We start from the raw sequence: 22,811 nt of genomic DNA on the forward strand, positions 1-22,811 counted from the left end.
ATAATTGCTAGGTTTAGATGTTTTCTTGCTCACATTCCTGTGTTGTTTCTTAATAAAGATGCCAAAAAATATCTTCCTTACCAAAAAACAAAATAAAGTAAACCTTATTTCCATCAGATTGATGTGTCTCTAGAACATCCCCTTTTTTCGTAGATAGTACCTGTGCATTTTTCATTGTACTTAGGATGTTCGTAGCAGATTTCCAATAGATTCTTTAATTCTAAGTTAGTCGCATAATCTTTGGTAGTTATCATAAATCCTCCTTGTAAACGCTTTTATTATGTGTATTATATCACAGTATAAATTTCAGAAATAACTATTCTTTTAAAAGTAACACTTTATTTCTGTTAACAAAATTACATTCCACCTCGGGATTTTTGTAACTTTATCTATTATATTTATGAAAAACTTATAATAATGAATTATTTGTGACAATTTGCAAGTAATTTTTTATGTAAAAAATTACCACTTAAGAAGGACGAAATTTATCCTACGACGCCCTATAATTGAAAAGAATGGAGGATTCTTTATGACAAAAAAAATCAATACACAGACGACTTACACATGGAAAAAGTTTTTTGCACTACTTGGATCAGTTAAGCCAGCTAATTGGATTATTGTAATAGCCTTACTAACAAGCATTTTAACCACACTAGCAGGACTTGTTGTCCCCCTTTTTACAAAAGATTTAATTGATGGTTTTTCTTTTTCTAAAATAAATGCGAGTTTAGTAATCATCATCGTAGCTGCGTTTATTATTCAAGCAGTCGCCAATGGATTTTCCGTATTTTTACTTAACTATATGGGGCAAAAAATGGTTGCCACGATTCGAATCCGATTATGGAAAAAAATCATTCATTTACCAGTTCCTTATTATGACAATACTAAAACAGGGGAAACGGTCAGTCGCATGATTAACGATACCATTCTTTTAAAAGAATTAATCGCTGACCACTTACCACAATTTGTAACAGGGATTATTTCTGTTATAGGAGCCGTTACAATTTTACTTTTCATGGACTGGAAAATGACACTTGTCATTTTAATCTCCGTGCCGCTAACTGCGCTAGTTGTCGCACCTTTAGGACAGAAAATGTTTAAAATCTCAAAAGGACTTCAAAAGGAGACCGCCGACTTCACAGGTATGATTAGTCAAACGCTTTCCGAGTCACGCCTTGTTAAAGCCTCAAACGCTGAAAATTTAGAAGAAAAACGCGGTAAAGAGGGCGTAAATCGCTTATTTGGATTTGGTATTCGTGAAGCAAAAATTGTCGCTGTTCTTGCACCGCTTATTTTCTTTGTTGTTATGGGCGTCATCGTCGTAATTATCGGATACGGCGGAATTCGCGTAACATCTGGCACACTTTCAACCGGAACGCTTATTGCTTTCCTGCTTTATCTATTTCAGATTATCGTACCCGTTACATCATTTGTCACTTTCTTTACGCAGCTCCAAAAATCAAAAGGCGCCACCGAGCGAATTTCCGAGATTTTAGAACAAGACAGTGAAAACCTACAAAACGGCATTGAAAAAGATATTTCGGGTAAAAAAATTCAAGTTCGAGATGTTTCGTTTGCTTATGCAGATGGTGACACCATTTTAGACAAAATAAATTTCACTGCAAATCCAGGCGAGGTGGTCGCATTTGCAGGGCCGAGTGGCGGCGGAAAATCAACTTTATTCGCCCTTTTAGAACGATTTTACGAGCCGCAAAACGGAGCCATTTATGTTGGCGAAACACCACTTACGGATATTCAGACAGAATCTTGGCGCTCACAAATTGGCTACGTCTCACAAGAAAGCGCCATGCTCTCCGGGACAATACGGGATAACCTTACTTATGGATTAAAATGCGAGGTAGACGATGACGAATTGTGGCGCGTCACGAAGCTCGCTTACGCCGATGAATTTATTCAAAAATTGCCAGAAAAACTGCAAACTGAAGTGGGTGAACGCGGCATTAAACTTTCTGGCGGGCAGCGACAACGAATTGCGATTGCACGTGCTTTCCTCCGAAATCCTAAGGTCTTAATGCTCGACGAAGCTACCGCGAGTCTAGACAGCCAGTCCGAGCAGATCGTCCAGCAAGCCCTTATGAATTTAATGTCGGGGCGGACAACTTTTGTTATTGCCCATAGGCTCTCCACCATCGTTTCAGCGAACCAAATACTTTTTATTGAAAACGGGCGAATAACTGGGCGCGGAGCGCATAAAGAACTGGTCGAAAGTCACCCGCTTTATGCCTCTTTCGCCGAACAACAATTGCAATAAAAAAAGAAGCGAGGCACGTTTCTGCCTCGCTTCTTTTAAAAATTAGTTTTCTTCACTATTAAATGCAAATTTACTAACAATAGCCGCCAAAATCCCGCCAACAATTGGTGCTACGATAAATAACCATAACTGCGTAAGTGCCTCGCCGCCAACAAAAATGGCCGGTGCGATACTTCTTGCTGGGTTAACAGAAGTTCCTGTCAAAGGAATTCCAAGTAAATGGATTAAAACGAGCGTTAAGCCGATAACTAAACCAGCAAATGGCGCATTGCCTTTTTTCCCTGTTACAATTAAGATAACGAGTACAAAAACAAACGTTAAAATGGCTTCCACTAAAAACGCGCCAGAAGCGGTTAAGTTTCCAAAACCATTTTGCCCTAAGTTTGTTGTAGCTAAATCTGAAGAAATAAGGAAAGTATGCAGTGTTAGTGTCGCAACAATCGCGCCTAAAATTTGAGCTACTATGTAAATCACTAATTCTTTAACGGATAAGCGTTTATTAATGAACATGGCAATCGATACAGCCGGATTAATGTGACAACCGGAAATTGTACCAATACTATAAGCCATCGCAACGATAGAAAGTCCAAATGCAAGGGCAATCCCAGGGGTTCCAATGCCTTCGATGCCGCCGCCTAAAACGGCAGTACCTGTTCCAAATAAAACTAATACAAAAGTTCCAATAAATTCAGCAATTGCTTTTCTCATTTTTTTACCCCCTTTCTAAAATTAATCAACATGTAATAAATTACCATAAATTCCACAATAATGATATAGATAAGTTGTGTATATTTCGTTAAAATTATAAACAAAAATCCCCAAAAAGGGGATTTTTTACAGTTTCCTTAATTCCGAATGCTTTCTTCCATATAAAAAGTAGACGAAAAGTCCAATAACAAACCAGATGGAAAAGGAAATCCATGTTAGTTTAGGGAGGTTTAGCATTAAATACACGCATAAGACAAATGACAGCCCCGGTACAATAGGGTAAAGCGGCGTTTTAAATCCTGAGGTTGGCAAATCTTTATTTCTACGAAGAAAGAAAATACCTATCGACACCATTGAAAATGCGAATAATGTTCCGATATTAATTAATGCGGCTAGATCTTTTAACGGCACAAGTCCCGCTACAACTCCCATTAAAAAAGCAAAAATGAGTGTGTTTTTAACAGGTGTATTTTTTCGATTAACTTTGGCAAAGGTTTTAGGCAGTAAGCCATCTCGTCCCATCGCAAAGATTAATCGCGTTCCGCCGTATGACATAACTAGAATAACCGTTGTCATTCCAACAATAGCACCTAATGAGAGGAATCCCGCAAGCCAGTTTAAATTGATAGCTTGAAGTGCGAAGGCAACTGGTGCACTAACGCCAACAAGTTTGTCATAAGAGATTACACCCGTTAAAACGGCAGATAATAAAATATAAAGCAATGTACATACGGCTAAAGAGGAAATAATTCCAATTGGCATATTGCGCTGTGGATTCCTCACTTCTTCCGAGGCCGTTGAAACAGCATCAAAACCAATATAAGCAAAGAATACCATGGAGGCTCCTGTTATGACTCCATTAAATCCAAATGGTAAAAACGGTGTCCAGTTATCCGGTTTCACATAGAAAGCTCCCACAACAATAAATAGAACAACCACAGCAATTTTAATAATAACCATAACATTATTTATGCGCGTTGACTCTCGAATACCAACACTTAAGAGAATTCCGATAATTATAACAATTAAGAAGGCAAGTAAGTCGAAATAAGTGCCGTTTGCTTTGTTATACGAGCTTGAAATTGCGGTTGGAATCTCGATGTGAAATCCTGCAAGCAAACTCTTTACATAAGACGACCAACCACTTGCAATGGCCGCTACCGCTAACCCGTATTCAAGTAAAAGTGACCAACCTAAAATCCAAGCAATTCCTTCACCAAAAACGTGGTAGCTATATGTATAAGCACTTCCCGCAACTGGTAACTTAGATGCAAATTCAGAGTAACAAAGCGCCGCTAAACAACACGCGAGTCCTGCAATTATAAATGAAATCATAATACCTGGTCCAGCAATTTCTGAGGCAATTTCTCCCGGTAAAATAAAAATACCGCCACCAACGACGGCCCCAACACCTAGCATCGTTAAATCAAAAGGACCAAGTGTTTTATTTAAGTGTACTGAATTTTGTGTATCTTGAGCAAATGTCTTTCGTTTAAAAAACCCGTTTTTAGACATTTTTATCATCCCCTAACATATTTTGTAAATTATTTGACTATTATAATAACATATTTCTGCTTTTAATCCTATACTTTCTATTATTTATTTTTGAACAGCAAAAAATAAGTTTATAAAAAAAGCAGCCAAATTGATGGCTGCTTTTAAATAATTATTTAGGCGCTTCAATTTTTTCGATACCGCCCATATAACCTTGTAGTGCTTTAGGGATGCGAATTGATCCGTCTTCTTCTTGATAGTTTTCTAAAATGGCTGCAACTGTTCGGCCGATAGCAAGACCAGATCCATTTAATGTATGCACAAATTCAGGCTTCCCGTTTAGCTCCCGGCGGAAACGAATGTTGGCACGGCGAGCTTGGAAGGCTTCAAAATTACTGCAAGAAGAAATTTCACGGTACGCATTGTAGCTTGGAATCCATACTTCTAAATCGTATTTTTTGGCTGCTGTGAAGCCTAAATCGGCGGTACACATGCTAAGCACACGATACGGAAGTTCTAAGCGTTTTAACACTTCTTCTGCATTGTTTGTCAATTTTTCAAGCGCCTCGTAGGAATCTTCGGGTTTTACGAACTGAACCAATTCGACTTTGTTGAACTGGTGTTGGCGAATTAAGCCGCGTGTATCGCGTCCCGCAGAACCTGCTTCTGAGCGGAAACACGCACTAAACGCCGTGTATTTGCGCGGTAACTCTTCTGCTTTTAGAATGTCATCTCGGTGGTAATTTGTCACTGGAACTTCAGCGGTTGGAATCAAGAAATAATCCTCTTTTTCAACCAGAAAAGCATCTTCCTCAAACTTCGGAAGCTGGCCAGTGCCCGTCATGCTCGTACGGTTCACCATGTAAGGTGGGAGCATTTCCTCGTAGCCGTGTTCCTCAGAGTGAAGGTCCATCATAAAGTTTAAAAGCGCTCGTTCTAAGCGTGCCCCGAGCTTTTTATAAAACACAAAGCGGCTCCCAGTTACCTTGCCGGCGCCTTCAAAATCTAAAATATCTAGGCTTGTTCCTAAATCCCAGTGTGCCTTTGGTTCAAAGTCAAAGTTTGGAAGTTCGCCCCATTTGCGAATTTCGACATTATCATCTTCTGTCTCACCGATTGGAGTAGATTCATGCGGAATATTTGGGATAGCCATCAAAATCGCATTTAATTTTTCGTCGATGTCCTTTAGTTCGATATCAAGCGTTTTAATTTTATCCCCTACAACGCGCATTTCTTCAATTTTCGCATCCGCATTTTCCTTGTTGCGTTTTAAAACTGCAATTTCTTCAGAAACCGCATTACGTTCTGATTTAAGTGCCTCGGTTTCTAAAATAAGTGTGCGTCTTCTTGCATCTAGCTCACCAAATTTTTCAAAGTCTCCTAAATCTTCGCCACGGTGAGCGAGTTTTGCTTTTACTTCTTCAAAATTATTTCTTAGTAATTTTACGTCTAACATGTTTTAGCCTCCTTTAGATTTGGGGTTTATATGTTTGTATGAGTGGGGGTTAGGTGTTCAGCATCTTAGAACTTTAGACCTTTAAAGCTTGGATTAACACCTCGCTTTGCTCGGTCTTATATTGGCGCTCTAAGGGCTTCGCCCTACGTTTTGGTGGGCCTTTCTCTGCGTTTCGCCTGATTCACTTTTCAAGCATTTTGACCTTTAAAGCTTGGATTAACACCTCGCTTTGCTCGGTCTTATATTGGCGCTCTAAGGGCTTCGCCCTAAGAGCGCCAATAAAATACCCCCGTCCCTTCTCATACAAAAGTATAAGAGAAGGGACGGAGGTTGATATCCGCGTTGCCACCCTAATTGAGATTTTAAAAATCTCCAGCTTCATTTGGATTTAACGGTTCGCACCGGAATGATTTACTGACGTTATGTGTTCCACCATTCACTCCAAGAGGGATTCGCACATTTTTGTTACAGATTTCCACCTACCATCTGCTCTCTTTAAAACTAAAAATGAGCTACTATTTCTTGTCAACGTTTTCTTTTATGAATTTAGTTGTATTCTATACCATTTGGGAGGTTTTTTCAAGCCCTTAAATTAAATCTAAAACGTCTGGTTCCTCGGCTGGGAGGTCGAAAATGCGAATTTCTTCGGGGATAATTTTTAAAACCTTAAAGCCTGCCTGTGTTTTATCAAGCCATTCAGAATCTAGTTTTTCCCAAATTTCTTCGATAATCGCTTCATTTTCTTCGATGACAACACGGCCGTTAAATTCGATGAAGGCGGACTTTACTTGTTCTCCTTCGTAGCCGATTAAAATACAGACGTGTGGGTTTCGGGCTATTTCATCGATTTTTGGAAGTGTGTCTAGCGTTGCGGTATAAAGCGTTAAGCCTTTATGAAAAAAAGTCATATAGCGCGCATGTGGGAATTTATTTTTAACTGATGCCATGACACCAATTTTATGAGCGTCCAGCACATTTAAAATTCGTTCTTCAAGTTCGTTTCGCATTTTTTATCCCTCCAAACCGTTTTTTTATTTCTTTCCACCACAACGGCCTCTTCAAACTTACTTGTATATCTGGTTTAGATTTGCTATAAAAGAATTAGCATATAAAGGGGGAAGTTTGATGCTGTTACTCATTGATCACCATGATTCATTTACATATAACCTATATCAGTACTTTTTAGAGCTTCATGCAGATGTTGAAGTTGTCTTTTCCGAAAATTTATCGGAGTTAGCCCATTTTGATTATGATGCTATTGTACTTTCACCTGGGCCCGGAAAACCTACCGATTACCCAGAAACCCTTCATTTTTTAAAGCATTTTTTTTGATAAAAAACCCATTTTAGGTATTTGCTTGGGGCATCAAATGCTCGCCACATTTTTTGGTGCGCGTGTTGTTCCTGCACCTGAAATTGTTCACGGAAAAACGAGTACAATAATATGCCAAAAGTCGCTTTTGTTCCACGGTTTGAATCAAACGTTTGATGTTGTGCGTTATCATTCGCTCGCCGTAACCAGTGTCGTACCGCCTTTAGTAGAAACGGCAGTTACAAAAGACGGCGTTTTAATGGCGATGGAACATATGAGCCTTCCGATTTATAGTGTGCAGTTTCATCCGGAGGGCATTTTATCTGAACATGGCCATGCGATTTTAAAAATTTTTTAGAGGTGACTTATGGAAAATCAGTTGCGCTTTGATTTTGAGGGGCAGACGCTTTGTTTTAGTGCGCCTAAGGACGTTTTAATCGCAGAGGAGCTTTCGGAAGTGGCGGACGTTTTTCGGCGGGCAACGAAATGGCAGGAAGACGGGTATTATATTGCGGGTTTTGTGAGTTATGAGGCGGCGCCTGCGTTTAATTCGCATCTTACAACCTTTTCGCCTGAATCCAATTTGCCGCTTGTTTGGTTTGGGGTATTTGATGCGCCGGTTGAACATTTTGAGGCCGCACGCACGGAACCACCGGCTTTTCCGTTTTCGAAAAATATGACTTTCCATGAATATTCAACGTGCATTTCGCGTATTCGCGCGGAAATTGCAGCCGGAAACACCTACCAGACGAACTTCACTATGCGTTTAAATAGCCCTGTGCAAGAAGATTTCGATCTTTGTTCGGCGTACGAGCACTTGCGGAAACAAAGCGCGGCTCGTTACACAGCGATGCTTTCGACCCACACCCATCAAATTCTCTCCGCCTCACCTGAGCTTTTTTTCAAAGTGGAAAAAGGGGTGATAACGACTCGACCGATGAAAGGCACGATTCGGCGGGGAGAAACGGCAGAGGAAGATGCTAGGTGCCGCGATTTTTTAGCAAACGATGTGAAAAACCGTGCGGAAAACGTGATGATTGTTGACTTACTTCGGAATGACCTTGGTCAAATTGCTTCTCCTGGAACGGTTACGGTGCCTAAGCTCTGTGAACTTGAACCCTATCCAACTGTGTGGCAAATGACGTCCACGATTATGGCAAAAGCGCGCCCTAATTGTTCTCTTTTCGACTTATTTCAAGCGCTGTTCCCGTGCGGCTCCATTACAGGTGCCCCAAAACGAAGTACGATGGCGCTTATTGCGGAACTTGAAACGTCAGCACGAGGTGTATATTGCGGGACAATGGGCTTTGCGCGGCCAAATGGTGATATGATTTGGAATGTGCCTATTCGGACTATTGAAATTGATAAGGCTAGACAAAACGCACGCTATGGCGTTGGGGGCGGTATTGTTTGGGATTCAAACGCGGAAGATGAGTTTGCGGAAATAGACGCCAAATCCGCCGTTTTGGCTGAAACCTTTCCGCCAGTTGGACTGATTGAAAGCTTGCGGCTTGCGGATGGGAAACTAATTCGCCTAGAGGCCCATTTAGATCGTATGGAAAAAAGCGCGCACATTTTAGGCCTGCCCTTTAAGCGCACAGACGCTCGTTTCATTTGGCTAGAAGCCGCAAAAAATTACTCCACCGGGACTTTTAAATTTCGCGCTGAACTAAAACCAGATGGTACGTTCATTTTAAGCACAACGGAAATCAGCCAAGATACGCCCACTTGGACTGCCAAATTAGCGACCATGCCGCTTCCGAAAAATCCTTTTTTGGCGCACAAAACGACGCGGCGGGAAATGTACGAGTCGCTCCGGGAATCAGGCGTTCAGGAAACCTTACTTTTTAATGAAAAAGGGGAACTAACAGAATTCATTTCGGGAAACCTCATTTTAGAACTCGACGGGCGTTTTGTCACTCCGAAGCTTGAATGCGGTTTGCTGCCTGGTGTATTTCGGCGTGAGCTCTTGAAATCTCATGATGTCACAGAAAGTATTTTGACTCCCCAAGATTTAAACGCGGCGACACGTATTTTTTTAATCAATAGTGTCCGTGGTTTTGTAAACATAAAAATAGCGGATAAGAGTTAATGCCTCGTACTCTTATCCGCTATTTTTCATTCATAGTCAAATGGGCGATATTTTCTTCGTAAACTAGCTTGATCCATTTGTCTTTCCACAATTTCTTCTCGGAAAAACAAGACTGCTCCGCCTTTTTTAATCCGATTAAATTTTTTGCGATTGACAAGAGAATAAAAACTTTGTTTAGAAATCTGTAAAATTTCTAGTGCTTCGCCTGTTGAAACAAAATATTGATCTAATAAGTCAAGTTGTTGTTCTTTCGTTAATTTTTCTTGTTCAGTTTGTGTATTCATAATCCACCTCTTCTTGTTTTAGTAGGGACGTATAAAATTCGTTCCATTTAGTAAAATACGTGTCGATTGAAAAATTCGTTTGAATCGTTTGAAAAGCTGCTTCGGAGAGTTCTTCTCGTTTTTGTTCATTCGTTAAAAAGACCGTTAGTTTTGTGACCATTGCCGAAACATCCGCAGGCTGAATCATATAGCCGTTTTGTTCATCCTGTAAAACTTGCGGAATCCCGCCGACATTCGAAGCTAAATTAGGAATTCCTTCTGCCATCGTTTCTAAAATCGCCATCGGAAGCCCTTCTTGATAGGACGGCAATAAATGTAGTAACGTGTCACGCATGACGTCTGCTTTCATGTCGTCGGTCACCCAGCCTCCCAGGCGCACATTGCGGAGTTGTTTTTGCTTTATTTCTGCTTCTACCTGAGCAATTTCGCCGTCACCGTAGAACACAAATTCGATTTGGGGAAAAGTTTCGCCGAGTTGTTCGGCAACCTTTAAAATGTCATACGAGCCTTTTCGCTGGCCTATTCGACCAAAGGTTACAATTTGTTTGGCGTTTGTGTGATAACTAGGCGCTTTTGGCACCGGAACCGCATTTTCAATCACCGTGATGTTCGTTTTCGTAATTGTTTCGTAGTAAGCCCGCCATTCGTCGCTCAGGACGACGAGACCATCTAATTGGTCTAAGGTGTTTCGAATCCACCGTTTTAAGCGCGGAGAGGCACTTTCATAAAATGTGTCAAACTGGGAGGCGTGCATATGAAAAACGACACGGCTTTTTTTTCGAACCCATTTTGCGAGTAAAGCTTTTCGAAAAAAACTTCCTTTTTGTGCTACATGAAAGTGAACGATGTCAATTTGATGTTGCTTCACTTTTTTTCGAATCGTCCAAAAGGCTTTTAATCCGGCTTGATATTTATGTTCTTCTTCCCACGTATCTAAATAGAAAACGTGTTGACCGGTATACTGTTCTTTAAAATTCCCGATAACCGTCGCGATGCCACCTTTTGAAGCGGCATTTGGTCCGACCATTAAAATATTCAATTGTTTAACCTCCTTTTCTTCTTTATTTTTGAAATTTATTTTTAATTTCGCGTGTCAAAACACGAACAGGTGCTGGTTTCATAATCACCATTAAAATGAGGTATACGATGATGCCCGTTGCGATTTGAAGACACATCGAGTAAATAGGTCTATCCACTATCATCCCCATCGCCCAGCCTGCTATAAACATCATGACAGCCGCCAAAATATATTTAAATGTTTCTTGAAACAAAGGCATCTGTAAACTTTTTCTGACCATAATAATTTGCGTAATCGCGATAATCGCTTCCCCTGCTACAGAGGAAATCGCAGCACCTAACGCCCCGTAGTGAGGAATTAAAATGAGGGATAAAATCACAGAAACAATAATTCCCATCACAAGGGTTATGACTGGCTTCATCGCCTGATTCGTCGCAATCAGATATTGTTGCCCAATAATCGATCCCCAGCCCATAAAAAGCAGGCCTACTGCAAGCGCAGACAATACGTATTCAATGCCCGCAAAGTTTTCCCCAAAGAAAAGAACAGAGAAATTTTTAGAAATTAAAATCATGCCTAAAAGTAAAGGAATGGCAATCATATTCACAATTTGGAAAGATAAAACCGTGTATTTATTGGCATTTTCCGTTTCCCCTTTATGAAAAGCATTTGAGACTCTAGGAAAAATGACATTTCCAATGGCTGTCACAAAAGCCGATAACATCCTAATGACTTTATCCGCATTTTCAAAATAACCGGTTTGTGCTAATGTGGAGAAATTTCCTAAAAACAGCTTATTCATATTGGCAAAAATTTGTGTCAGTAGTTGCGGAAGAAATAAGAAGAAGACGGGCTTTACATGCGTTTTAAATTGTAGATTTTTCCATTTGACCGCTTGGATTCTTTTTCTCAAATATGTCCATAACGTCAAATTTCCCAAAAGAGTCGAAACCGCGTTTATAAGCACATATAAGGCAATATCATCTGGTGTCTTGATGAAGATAAATACACTAATGAGTGCAACTAATTTCACGATAATATTCCGTGAAATGGTTTTTTTAAAGTCTTCTAATCCAATGAAAAACCATGAAATATCGACGGCAGAAGCCACAATAAAAATACCTTGTAAGATAAAAACAAATGTATACTCTTTGTATAAAAAGATAAATAAACCGTATAGCAACACCGAAATGATAAACATGACCAGTTTGATGATCATCAGTTCAAAAAATACTTTCGACCGTTTCAAATCCGATTCTCGCACGTAGGCAATGGAACGCACGCCGTACATTGAAATACCTAAGTTTCCAAGTAAAATAAAGTACTGTACAATGGAATACGTATAAGAATAAATTCCAATCCCTGTTGCCCCTAATGTCCGTGAAATATACGGTACCGTCACTAACGGAATTAACATCAGTAGCATCTGATAAATCATGTTATATGTGTAGTTTTTTAAAATTTTCATGTTCTCTTTTACTCCCGACACCAAATTGGAAAAGCTTTCCTCTGCCTCTTCTTTTTTTATCCATTATTTGAAGAGATACCTTTTAATTCTACGATTGAAAATAAAGCGTTGTTTCTCCCATTGTTTCTTTATATCACGGAAAAAACGATTGTTATCTAGTTCTAAAAATAAGCGTTTCCCAAGGTCACCTTGCCGCGGCAATAAACCTTTTGTTGTAATTAAAATGTGATTGTTATCATTGGTATAATCCAGCATCTCTCTTTTTTGAAAATGAATATACAGGTGTTCGGTCTTGATGAACTTACCTGTCTTTTTATCGAACATCCATTTAAATAATCGACCGTTATCCCATTCAAACAAAGTAGTTTGAGGTTTCAAAAGCTGACTATTTTCTTCAAATACATCCATTAAGCGAAAGCGCCACGGGTTAATATCAATAAAATCTTTGCCCGCATACCTTGGTGCTTGTAGTAAATCAAATTTTTGAGGCATGATTTGTTCATCGAAAAAGTAAATGCGATTAGATGTAAATACTTTCTGATAATCCAACCCCTGATCCGCCATAAAGCGGTTATTATTGATGTCATTATTTCGATATAAAGTGAAATGTCCATGATGATAAATTTGATCATAATCTTGTAAAATTTGATCAGTGACAAAATGGTCAATCCGACCAAAAATCATATCCACATCACAATAACCCCAAAAATCATACTCTTGAATCCAATCGTGTAATACTTTTCCGTAGGTTGGTTTATAATCACATAATTTATACGGAGATTTTAATGTAATGGGAAAATCAAACGCTTGTTGAATCTTAGCTTTAAATTCGGCAAACTCCATGTGCCTAATTTCGATATTCAAATGCCGCACTTGAATATCATTATCTGTGATAATAAGAAAATCTATATTTTCATTTTTACTACATGATTTTAAAAAGACATTAAAATTATCGGGCAGTGGACCAAAATACGGTACAATGACCACTATTTTTTGCATGAATAAACAACCTCTCTTTTCCTTTTTGCTTCAAAATGATGGGTTTTGAATGTTTGTACAGTCTCTTTCGTTGTTTTTTCCTGCTGAACATGGTGCTTATTGAGCCATTTTTCTCGGCTTAAAATAAGCCCCCCGCATACTAAGCCTAGTAAGGTGGATGAGAGCGCCGAAAACATCACATGACCGGCTGAAAAGCTATAAAATAAGAAAACGAAATAGGCGAGACTATAAATGTTCCGATTTCCTTTTCGAAGCGACAACACAAGGAAATACACAATGATAGCTGTTGTCACGAAAACTCCAAGAAATCCGAGTGCAAAAAGTCCATCAAAGAAATCCATTTCAATGAGTCCCATCCGTCCAAAGTGAATGGTCCGATATTCAAAGCCAAAACCGATAATCGGAATCATAAAGGAGTTTTCCTTACTCACAAATTCTTGAAAACCAGCCTGTAAGAAATCACTTCGCGAGCTGGTAAGTAGCCGCACTAAGTCACCGTTATATAAGCGATAAAAATAAGTAATTCGGTCATACGTTCCAGAAACGGCAGATACGATAAAATCCTTTCCAACGACCACTAAGATGATAAGAGCCACAACGGCTACCGCAAACGTAATTAGACGCGAGGACAACTTGACGGTCTTTTGGGAAACTAAAAAGTTAATTAATATTCCGACCGTTAATAAAACACCGTATAAAATCCCGGTCTTTGTGCCTAAAATGATGAGGCAAATTAAAGTCCCAAGATAAAGAGCAGCAAGACTAGTTGCTTTTAGCTTTTTCTTCGCCACTAAAGCTTTCATAAACGACCAACCTGTGAAAGTGGCAGAAATCATAAGCGCGATAGTCGTATCATTGGTTGCAAAAAAGAATCCTTTATAACCTGCATCACTATTTTCATACGTTTGATTCCCAAGTCCGAGTACATAAGGAATGAGTAGCCCTAGTGTAAAGAAGGCACTAATCGCGATAAAAATTGAATCATAATTAATTTTTAAGAAATCTTTTCTTCGTTGATAGATGAAATACGCAATCATGACCCATAAGAAAAATTTAATGAATACTTCTATATCTTTTGACATCACGGCCACCGAATTTTGTAGAACCACCGCTTGTAGAAATAAAATAAGCAAAATGGTAAAGATAAAAAATACCGTCACGAGTGTATAAAGATTCTTTTCAAAGCCCGCATACAAAATGCCAACTACTAAATAGAAGAAGCAAAACATCCGATAAAGCATGCCTATAGGTAGCGAAATTCCGCTGCTTATGAATAGACCATTTAAGAAATCGATGATTGGAAACATCGAGAATAAAATAATAAATATATATACATTTGTTAATTTACTGCTCAAATTTTTCTCTTCCTTTCATTAAATCTCCTGATATAGTCATATGTGCTTCGATGTTATTGCCTACTAACCTTCCTAATGTCTGCGATGGTTTTTCAACTAGCCAATATACAATTACTGCAAAAATACCGATTAGTGGTATACTCAACCCTTCCATTGTTATGAAAGTAAGATGGTATGGGTACAAAATGTGTATGAGTGGAATAAATACTAGACAGTGAACGAGATAAATACTAAATGAATATCTTCCTAAAGCACGATATAGCGGTTTATTTAGTTCACTTTGCAAGCGAATGGAATGGTAACAAACAAGTAAAATTCCTACCGCTCCAAATCCCTCAAGCATATCTGAAATCACTTGTATATTTCCTAGTCCCATCAGATTAAGAAACATAACATGTAGGTAGAGAATAAGAGAGATGACTAGAACTTCCAATTTGGTTTTCCCAATAAAGTCTTTTAATTTGGATTGGTGTAAGAAGAGTCCAATTCCCAATATGAAGAAGGCAGTATGGAAAATCGTTTGACCGATTAAGAATTTCTGGCCGATAAAGAATAAAACCCCTGTTCCTAAAACAAAAGCTGTACCTGCTGATAGGAGAAGTGTTTGCCAACTCGCTTTTCTTAAAGCAAAGAATAGAATTGGAAAAATGATCGATACACGCATTTCGACTATAAGAGACCAGACTACAGGATCTAGCTTCTCCACATCACTCCCTGTCATCACGATATTGTCTACTAATGTCGTCATGGAGATATTCGTTCCTACCGTGTTGAACCAATCTGATAGTCCGTTAATATATTGGGGTTCTAAAGCTGTAAATAACCCGTAAGAAAGAATAATGAGAATGAAAAATGGTAAATAAATTCGAAAAAATCGTTTAACAATATAAGAGATATACACTTTCAAAGACATTCGATTGTTTTTTTGTAAGCTCATACTTAGGACTATGCCACTGAGTATAAAAAACAGAACAACTGCACTTCTTCCAAAAGACTGTAAAATATCTTTTGTAAAACTTTCTCCTGCAAAACTTCCTGCAAGATGGGTAGCTACAACCGTTAACGCTGCTATCCCTCTTAAGGAATCAAGGAAGTAAATTCTTTTTATATTCATGGTCATTAACCTCTTTCTTTATTCATCCTCGTCTCTCTTTGATTACTTTAATTAAAAACGAGGTGTTCCCTTTGATATACCGTCCAAACATCCGGCGCGGCTCTTGTATAAGGCGGTAAAACCACTCTAAGCCACTCTTTTGCATCCATTTCGGCGCACGCTTCGTTTTTCCTGCGATGACATCAAAACTACCGCCAACCCCCATGGCAAAGGGAACATTCATAACTTGTAAATAACGGTCAATCCAAAATTCTTTTTTCGGGCTGGAAAAAGCAACAAATAAAATATCCGCGCCACTTTCTCGAATATCTAGCGCAATTTGTTCTGACTCAGACTCTTCAAAATAACCATTTCGATACCCCGCCACATCTAATTCCGGATACTGCTGTTTATGACGTGCTACAACTTCTTCCACCACTTCTTGAGTGGCGCCGAAATAATAAGGTTTATAGCCTTCCTTCGAGCATAACGCTACTAAATTCGTAAATAAATCAATTCCTGCCACTCGCTCTGGAATGTCATGACCTAAAATTCTTCCTGCCATCACAATCGATTGGCCATCCGCATTAATCAGCGGACAAGCGTTGATAATATCCCGAAGTTCCTCATCTTTGGCCATTAAATTGATTTTGCTAGCATTGATAACTACATGTTGCGTTGGTATTTTATTCTGAATTATCTTTTCAATTTCAATTAAAGTCTCTGCCATTGTCAGCCCATCGACGTAGCTTCCTAACATTTTAATTCGTTCCATTTTTTCCACCTTAATATGCATTTTTAGGCGCCAACATCACACCCACTGTTTTCACCATAATTTTAAAATCAAATACTAGTGAAGCTTCCTTAATATATTGCAAATCGAGTTCGACCATTTGGTGAAAATCAAGATCATTTCGTCCACTCACTTGCCACAGCCCCGTGCAACCAGGCGTAACCGTTAAACGTTTTTTATCATGTACACTATATTCTGCCACTTCACGTGGTAAAGGCGGTCTTGGCCCAACAAGCGCCATATCACCCTTCACCACATTCCAAAGTTGTGGTAATTCATCAATACTTGTTTTACGTAAAAATTTTCCGATTTTAGTGATACGCGGATCGTCTTTCATTTTAAACATCGCGCCTTCAATTTCGTTATACTTTAGAAGCTCTTCTAGCATCTCTTCTGCATCCGCCCGCATCGTTCGAAACTTGTAAATTTCAAATTGACGTTCCTCTTTTCCAACCCTTACTTGTTTAAAAAGAATCGGACCTTTCGGATCTTCTAGTTTTATTGCGATACATACAATCAAAAGTAGCGGAGACAAGATGATTAATCCTAATATGGATAGTAATGATCCACATACGCGTTTCGTAGCGGCGTACCATTTGCTCTGATTAATTTCTATGACTGCTTCTCTATTTGCCATAATCTATTCCTTTCTTATTTGTAAGCATAGTAGTAATAATTACTCTTTTTCTCTGAAACTCCATTTAACACTGTGCCAATAATAGGCGTTCGTGTCATTCCAATTTGTTCTACTGCTTGTTTAATTCGGTCCTTCAGTGTTACCCCGTAGCGAACTGCTAAAATTACACCATCTACTTCTTGAGCAATTACTAGCGCATCTGACACGATAGTAACAGGTGGCGTATCAATGATAATCAAATCGTATTCCTGCTTCAATTCTTCCAAAATGAGAGTCATTTTATTAGAACTGAGCATCTCATTAGGATTTGGAGGAATCGCTCCACTTGTTAAGATAGAGAGATTAGGAACCTCTGTATTTTGACAAGCTTCATGTAAATCAATTTGATCCGTTAAAACACTAGATAACCCACAAAACATATTTTTTGAAAAAGTTTTATGCACAGTTGGTTTTCTTAAATCCCCATCAATCAGTAATGTCTTTTTGCCTTGTTGGGCGTATACAATCGCCAGGTTCGCCGCAATTGTCGATTTTCCGCTTCCTACCTCTGGAGATGTGACTAAAATCGTCTGAAAAGCTGAATCAATGGCTGAAAAATCAATACTCGTACGAATTGTTTTAAATTGCTCACTAACCGGAGAAGTTGGATTTTTATAGGCAATTAATTGTTTACGGCTTGTTTTTTTCATCTTGGTTCTCCTCTCCTTCCATAGGTATACTCTCATCTTGACTAAATTCATTAACTGTTCCTAGTAAAGTTAAGCCAAATTTATTTTGTAAATCATCCACATTCTTAATCGTTCTATCAAAAATCATTTGGATAAATACAATTAGAAAACCGATAAAGATTCCGATAAAGGCCGATAATGCGAGCATCAAACTTTTATGCGGTTTAATTGGCCCTTGCCCATTCACATATTTCGCATTAGAAAGTATCGTTACATTATCCACTTTCATAATTTTCGGTATTTCTTTTGTAAATACTTCTGCAGTTTTATTCGCAATTTCCGTTGTTACGCGTGGGTCCGGATATTCGACTGCGATTTCTAAGATTTGTGAGTTCGAATTGTTGCTCACTTGGATGGCTTCCATTAATTCTGCGTCACTATATTTATTGTTTAATTCTTTTTTAACCTCTGTAATAATACGCGGGCTTGTCACAATCGCACTATAGGTATCGACCAGTTGCAAATTCGCTTGCACCTCTTGCGCTTGAATGTTTTGGCTATTCACAGTTTGATTGACAAGCACTTGTGTTTTACTTTGATAAATGGGGGTGGCGATGAACCATAAATAAATACTCATCACAAACACAGATACCGCAAAGGCAATAATCAGGTACCATTTATTTTTTACAATCGTCGTATAGATTCCTTTTAAATCGATAATGTCCTCCATATATTCTCCTACTCTATTCTTTATTAAAGTGAAGAGACTTTCTGTGCCTCATTTAACCACGCGATATTACCAAGAGATGTATATTTATCCAGTTTCAGTTCGCTTGGGAAAACATTCTTTGTATCAAACACATACAACTGTTTCATTTCTGACAAGTCTTCTTCTACTATTTTTTTAAATTCATTGTGATCTGATAAAACTAATAATAAGTCGCTATCACGTGTTGCTTCTTTAAAATCTTTTTCAATCCAATCTCTATCCACATGTGGGTCAAAGATGCTAATCTGATAAGCTCCGTCCTCAATCAGCTTGTGTGCAATTTCGAGTGCGGGACTTTCACGAATGTCGTCCACATTTCCTTTATAAGTGACACCTAAAACGGTGATTTTTTTCCCATGAATGTGTGCCATTAGTTCTTTGGTTTTATCAAAAACAAAGTCTGGCATCGATGTGTTAATCGCACGCGCCGTTTGAATGAGCGGTGTCGTCTCCGGTGTGCTGGCCACGATGAAGTACGGGTCAACGGCTAGACAATGTCCGCCCACTCCTGGCCCCGGTGAATGAATGTTTACGCGTGGATGTTTGTTTGCCATTTCGATTACTTCAAGCGCGTCAATGTTTAAATCATCACCAATTTTTACAAGTTCATTGGCAAGCGCAATATTCACATCACGGTACGTATTTTCCATTAACTTAGAAAGTTCCGCAGCGGAGGCAGATGATGCAATGAGTTCGCCTTCAACAAAAATGCTATAGATTTTCTTTCCAGCTTCTGTACAAAGATCCGTAACCCCACCTATAATCCGGTTATTATATTTCAACTCATGTAAAATCTTCCCTGGTAAAACCCGCTCTGGGCAATGCACTAAGAAAATATCTTTTCCGATAGTAAAACCGGCTTCTTCGATAAGTGGCTTGACTACGTCTTCCGTCGTCCTCGGCGCAATCGTAGACTCCACAATCACCGTATTGCCTTTTTCTAAAAACGGCAGTACCGATTTAACACCATCAATGACATAGGTTAAATCACAACTTTTATAATCATCATCTTTATTTGGCGTAGGTACTGCAATAATAAACGCATCCGCCGCTTCCACTTGAGTTTGTGCCTTAAACCGGCCCGCTTCAATCGCTTTTTGAAGTTCCGCTTCAAGACCCGGCTCCTCTAAATGAACATGACCTTTATTTAATGTTTCAATCACATCTTCTTTAATATCCACACCAATCACATCTTGTTCGTGATTGGCAAACATAATCGCGGTTGGCAAACCGATGTATCCTAATCCAATTGTTACAATTTTCATTCTGACACCCTCATCTCATTTATTTTTCTTTTACATCCCAACTTGCAAGTACTTTTTCGCCAGGAATATATTGCAATTCTGAAGCTGTTACATTGCTATCAACTGTAAAGTAAAGTTTTCCTTTTAATGATTTACCATTTTCGATTGTGTCACCGAAAGAATCGTATGCATAATCAGGGTCAACTTTTTTGCCATCACTTGTTTTAAGTGCGAATTCAATGGAACCCATTCCAACTTCACTGTTAGAAATATTAGTACCAGTTACTTCAAAACTGTAGACTTTTTTGTTTGGTGTACCATTTTTATCCGTTGCATTTGTAACTTTGCTACTATCTAATGTAATTTCTAACCCATTTGTAGTAGCAATCGTATTATCTTGTTTTGTTACGGCTACCGTTTTATTTTCATTCGTTTTAGAAGATTCTTTTTTTGTATCTGCGTCGTTTGACGTGGAACATGCGCCTAATGCGATTAATAACATAGCAGAAAATATTACCATTAATTTTTTCATTATTCTTCTCCTTTAAATTTTATAAATAGGAAGTTCATTAAGATATCGCTAGGATATCTTAATGAACTCAGAAAACTAATTATCTTACTGTAAATTCTTTAGAGTTTACAAAGTGGTGACCTACTTCACCTTGCGTGTATGCGTAGATTCTTACTACATCACCTTTTTGTAATGTGTTGCTTGGTACATAATAGTCGAATTCTCCTGGTTTAGATTCAAAATCTCCACCCCAAGTTGGACCAGTTGCACCTGGTAACCATTCACCGTTAACAGTGATATAAGCTACTTTCATTGCAGTGCCTGTATAGGTACCTACAATGTGGTTTTTACCATCAAACTCTACAGAAGTAAATTCACCATTTGTATCTACTGCAGATTTTGCAACAACTGTATCTTCATCTAGATAGTTCATGTTAGCAAATACTGTAGAATCATATGCCTGAATTGTTACTTTAGAACCAGCTTTAATAGTTGAACCACCAACATAATATGAGAATGTGTGGTTAGATTCATTTTTTTCTCCACCGTAAGTTTTATCAACGTCATCTACTACTAAATGGAATTGCTCTACGTCTCCAGTGTATGTTCCAGTAATATGTGTATCACCTTCAGTATATGGGTTAAGCTTAACTGTACCTTGTGTTGCTACAGTAGCAACTTGAACTGGTTTTTCATCTAGTTGTTTACGTGGAGCTGGGTTTATGTCATCAAAAGCTGCTAGTTTAACATCTTGGCCAGCTTTAACTTTGTTTCCAACGTAGAAACTAAATTTGCCATCTTCAAATTCACCACCACTAGTAATATATGACCCATTAATTTTAAGATCTGCTTGTTTCACATCGCCAGTGTAAGTTCCTGTAATATACGCGTCACCAACTGTATATTTTGCAGGTGTGATAGTTCCTTGTGTTGCTGCTTTAGCAATTGTGAAAGAATCTCTGTCTACTTCTTTACGTGGAGATGTGCCGTAAGGAGCGTCATATGCACGTAATTCAACAACATCGTCAGCTTTTAGGTTTAATCCAGATTTCAAGTAGAAGCTAAATGGATTGCTGTCAAATGATCCACCACTATATTGATAAACACCATTTACATATAAATCAGCTGATTTAACATCACCAGTAAATGTACCTGTAAGGTTTGCATTACCTAATTCATATTTATCTGCATCGATTTTGATAGTACCTTGTGATTCAGCAGGTTTAGAAGTTACATTGACTTTCTTTCTATCAATTTCTTTATTGTTAGAATCTAATGCTGCAAGATAAACATTATCTTTATTAGATTCGTTAATCGCACCAAATGCATAGTGAGTGATTTTTCCATTTTCATAAGAACCACCCATAGAACCTACTTTTTCACCATTAATGTAAAGTTGCCCACGAGCAATTTCACCTGTGAAAGTACCAGTGATATCTTTATCACCAATCGTGTAGTTTGCTGAAGTGATCTGGCCATTTTCGTTTGAAGTAGAACCATCTACAACTTTAATATCAAAACTTTCTTCGACATAACGTCCAGTTTTATCTTTAACAGAGTAAACTACTGTGAATGTTCCTGTTTTGTTGATATTAACACCATTTGATTTAACTTTTAGGTTACTTGTAATGTTTCCATCTTCTGGATCCCAAGCACTCACACCTTTTAATGCTTCTGTATCATTCCAAGTTGAACCAATCTTGATTTCTTTAACTTTATCTTGAGCAAATGTGATAGTTGGATCTTGGTTGTTATATCCACGGTCTAAAACCTGACGTGCAATATTTTTATCACTACCAGAAATACCGATTGTGAAATCTAAGTTTCCTAGAGAAGAACTATTTCTTCCTTTGAAGTGATACTTGCTGTCTGTTGAATCAGCAATGTGTTTATGTGTTTCATTAATTGTCTTCCCAAGATCAATCTCAATGTTGTTGTAAATTGTTGGAACAACATTTAGTAAAGAACCTGTCCAAGATGGATTTTCAATAACGATACGGTTTTTATTTGAATCATAGCTGATTCCATCAGCATCTACTTCATGCAAGTTACCATTAACACCGAAGTTACGGTATTGTGTAGTTGCTTTAATGTTATTGACAAATTCTTTTGTATTTGCTAATTCGCGCATTTCTTCTGGAAGCTGAATGGCTGTATAAGTTTTAGAAATTAAGTTCGCACTTACTACTGCAGTTTTAGCGTATTCTAATCTTAAAACACCTGTTGCATCACCTTTGTCATCATATTGAATACCATCATTAACAAGCTCAGTGTCACCTTTGATTGTCAATTTACCTTTCGAAAGTAATGAAAGACTAATTCGAGGATCAGGTGTTTCAAAACCATCTTCACCTTCTACTTGTGGAGTTGTTTGAGTTCCTGCTGTAGTGCTTTCTTTTGCTTCTGTTACTTCTTGTGTGCTTTCTACTTTTTGTTCTACTGCTTCTTCAGAAACAGTTTTTTCTGTTGCTTCTGCTGCAAATACAGAAAGTGGGGAAGCTAACACGTTACCCACAAGAACAAGTGTTGCTGCTGCTGTTAAAAACTTATTACCTTTTTTTGACATGGTTCGTCTCCTTTATAATTGAATTTTTTTGCAAAGCCGCTCTTTTTTCGATGAATTGTTCCGCGTGGTGACT

General features: G+C 38.4%; 19 protein-coding genes, 1 pseudogene and 1 other annotated feature. Of the genes and pseudogenes, 3 read left to right on the forward strand and 17 right to left on the reverse strand.

What is annotated here, in order from left to right; translation table 11 throughout:
* Window positions 1-529: 529 nt before the first annotated feature.
* Window positions 530-2,272 carry an ABC transporter ATP-binding protein gene (locus LFLEISCH_RS08965; protein ID WP_007475642.1) on the forward strand — a complete coding sequence of 581 codons (1,743 nt, stop codon included), beginning with the start codon at window positions 530-532 and terminating at the stop codon, window positions 2,270-2,272.
* Window positions 2,273-2,314: 42 nt separating this feature from the next.
* On the opposite strand, the gene LFLEISCH_RS08970 is transcribed toward LFLEISCH_RS08965, so the two are convergent.
* From LFLEISCH_RS08970 to LFLEISCH_RS08985, 4 genes are all read right to left on the reverse strand, one after another.
* Window positions 2,315-2,980: an MIP family channel protein gene (locus LFLEISCH_RS08970; protein ID WP_007475644.1), complete on the reverse strand. Its 666-nt coding sequence runs from the start codon at window positions 2,978-2,980 to the stop codon at window positions 2,315-2,317.
* A gap of 126 nt (window positions 2,981-3,106) precedes the next feature.
* Entirely contained in the window at window positions 3,107-4,495 is a 1,389-nt protein-coding gene (locus LFLEISCH_RS08975) for a branched-chain amino acid transporter BcaP (RefSeq protein WP_007475646.1), read from the reverse strand.
* A gap of 151 nt (window positions 4,496-4,646) precedes the next feature.
* Entirely contained in the window at window positions 4,647-5,930 is a 1,284-nt protein-coding gene (serS, locus tag LFLEISCH_RS08980) for a serine--tRNA ligase (RefSeq protein WP_007475647.1), read from the reverse strand.
* 316 nt (window positions 5,931-6,246) lie between these two features.
* Window positions 6,247-6,468 (reverse strand) — a binding site (T-box leader).
* Between the two features lie 49 nt (window positions 6,469-6,517).
* The gene (locus LFLEISCH_RS08985; protein ID WP_007475651.1) at window positions 6,518-6,937 is read right to left on the reverse strand and encodes a pyridoxamine 5'-phosphate oxidase family protein; all 420 of its coding nucleotides are present in this window, start codon (window positions 6,935-6,937) and stop codon (window positions 6,518-6,520) included.
* Window positions 6,938-7,055: 118 nt separating this feature from the next.
* Between LFLEISCH_RS08985 and LFLEISCH_RS08990 the strand changes: the two are divergent.
* Together LFLEISCH_RS08990 and pabB are read left to right on the forward strand one after the other, a co-directional pair.
* Window positions 7,056-7,599 (forward strand): annotated as a pseudogene (locus LFLEISCH_RS08990) (anthranilate synthase component II).
* 9 nt (window positions 7,600-7,608) lie between these two features.
* The gene (gene pabB, locus LFLEISCH_RS08995; protein WP_007475653.1) at window positions 7,609-9,333 is read left to right on the forward strand and encodes an aminodeoxychorismate synthase component I; all 1,725 of its coding nucleotides are present in this window, start codon (window positions 7,609-7,611) and stop codon (window positions 9,331-9,333) included.
* 26 nt (window positions 9,334-9,359) lie between these two features.
* Here pabB and LFLEISCH_RS09000 read toward each other — a convergent pair whose 3' ends face one another.
* The 13 genes from LFLEISCH_RS09000 to LFLEISCH_RS09060 all read right to left on the reverse strand — a co-directional run bounded on the left by LFLEISCH_RS09000 (window position 9,360) and on the right by LFLEISCH_RS09060 (window position 22,738).
* Window positions 9,360-9,617 carry a helix-turn-helix domain-containing protein gene (locus LFLEISCH_RS09000; RefSeq protein ID WP_007475655.1) on the reverse strand — a complete coding sequence of 86 codons (258 nt, stop codon included), beginning with the start codon at window positions 9,615-9,617 and terminating at the stop codon, window positions 9,360-9,362.
* Entirely contained in the window at window positions 9,601-10,656 is a 1,056-nt protein-coding gene (locus LFLEISCH_RS09005) for a glycosyltransferase family 4 protein (protein WP_007475657.1), read from the reverse strand. The genes LFLEISCH_RS09000 and LFLEISCH_RS09005 overlap by 17 nt, the downstream gene beginning before the upstream one ends.
* Window positions 10,657-10,678: 22 nt before the next feature.
* A complete protein-coding gene (locus LFLEISCH_RS09010; protein WP_007475658.1) occupies window positions 10,679-12,103 on the reverse strand; it encodes a flippase in 1,425 nt (474 codons plus the stop codon).
* A gap of 63 nt (window positions 12,104-12,166) precedes the next feature.
* The gene (locus tag LFLEISCH_RS09015; protein WP_007475660.1) at window positions 12,167-13,102 is read right to left on the reverse strand and encodes a DUF6625 family protein; all 936 of its coding nucleotides are present in this window, start codon (window positions 13,100-13,102) and stop codon (window positions 12,167-12,169) included.
* Complete coding sequence (locus tag LFLEISCH_RS09020; RefSeq protein WP_007475662.1) at window positions 13,090-14,457, reverse strand: O-antigen ligase family protein; 1,368 nt, start codon at window positions 14,455-14,457, stop codon at window positions 13,090-13,092. The genes LFLEISCH_RS09015 and LFLEISCH_RS09020 overlap by 13 nt, the downstream gene beginning before the upstream one ends.
* A complete protein-coding gene (locus tag LFLEISCH_RS09025) occupies window positions 14,447-15,571 on the reverse strand; it encodes an acyltransferase family protein (RefSeq protein WP_007475664.1) in 1,125 nt (374 codons plus the stop codon). The genes LFLEISCH_RS09020 and LFLEISCH_RS09025 overlap by 11 nt, the downstream gene beginning before the upstream one ends.
* 22 nt (window positions 15,572-15,593) lie before the next feature.
* Window positions 15,594-16,325, reverse strand: coding sequence for a WecB/TagA/CpsF family glycosyltransferase (locus LFLEISCH_RS09030; RefSeq protein ID WP_040504825.1), 732 nt, complete (start codon window positions 16,323-16,325; stop codon window positions 15,594-15,596).
* A gap of 10 nt (window positions 16,326-16,335) precedes the next feature.
* Window positions 16,336-16,980, reverse strand: a complete 645-nt coding sequence (locus LFLEISCH_RS09035; protein WP_077907972.1) for a sugar transferase — start codon at window positions 16,978-16,980, stop codon at window positions 16,336-16,338.
* A gap of 14 nt (window positions 16,981-16,994) precedes the next feature.
* Window positions 16,995-17,669, reverse strand: coding sequence for a CpsD/CapB family tyrosine-protein kinase (locus tag LFLEISCH_RS09040; RefSeq protein ID WP_007475669.1), 675 nt, complete (start codon window positions 17,667-17,669; stop codon window positions 16,995-16,997).
* Window positions 17,650-18,378: a YveK family protein gene (locus LFLEISCH_RS09045; protein WP_007475670.1), complete on the reverse strand. Its 729-nt coding sequence runs from the start codon at window positions 18,376-18,378 to the stop codon at window positions 17,650-17,652. Before LFLEISCH_RS09045 ends, LFLEISCH_RS09040 begins: the two co-directional genes overlap by 20 nt.
* Before the next feature lie 23 nt (window positions 18,379-18,401).
* Window positions 18,402-19,682, reverse strand: coding sequence for a nucleotide sugar dehydrogenase (locus LFLEISCH_RS09050; protein WP_007475671.1), 1,281 nt, complete (start codon window positions 19,680-19,682; stop codon window positions 18,402-18,404).
* 19 nt (window positions 19,683-19,701) lie between these two features.
* On the reverse strand, window positions 19,702-20,193 hold the full coding sequence (locus LFLEISCH_RS09055) for a DUF4352 domain-containing protein (RefSeq protein WP_007475672.1): 492 nt from the start codon (window positions 20,191-20,193) through the stop codon (window positions 19,702-19,704).
* Between the two features lie 79 nt (window positions 20,194-20,272).
* Window positions 20,273-22,738, reverse strand: coding sequence for an immunoglobulin-like domain-containing protein (locus LFLEISCH_RS09060; RefSeq protein ID WP_007475673.1), 2,466 nt, complete (start codon window positions 22,736-22,738; stop codon window positions 20,273-20,275).
* Between the last annotated feature and the right edge of the window lie 73 nt (window positions 22,739-22,811).

This window comes from Listeria fleischmannii subsp. fleischmannii LU2006-1, assembly GCF_000344175.1.
In the GTDB taxonomy this organism is placed as follows: domain Bacteria; phylum Bacillota; class Bacilli; order Lactobacillales; family Listeriaceae; genus Listeria; species Listeria fleischmannii.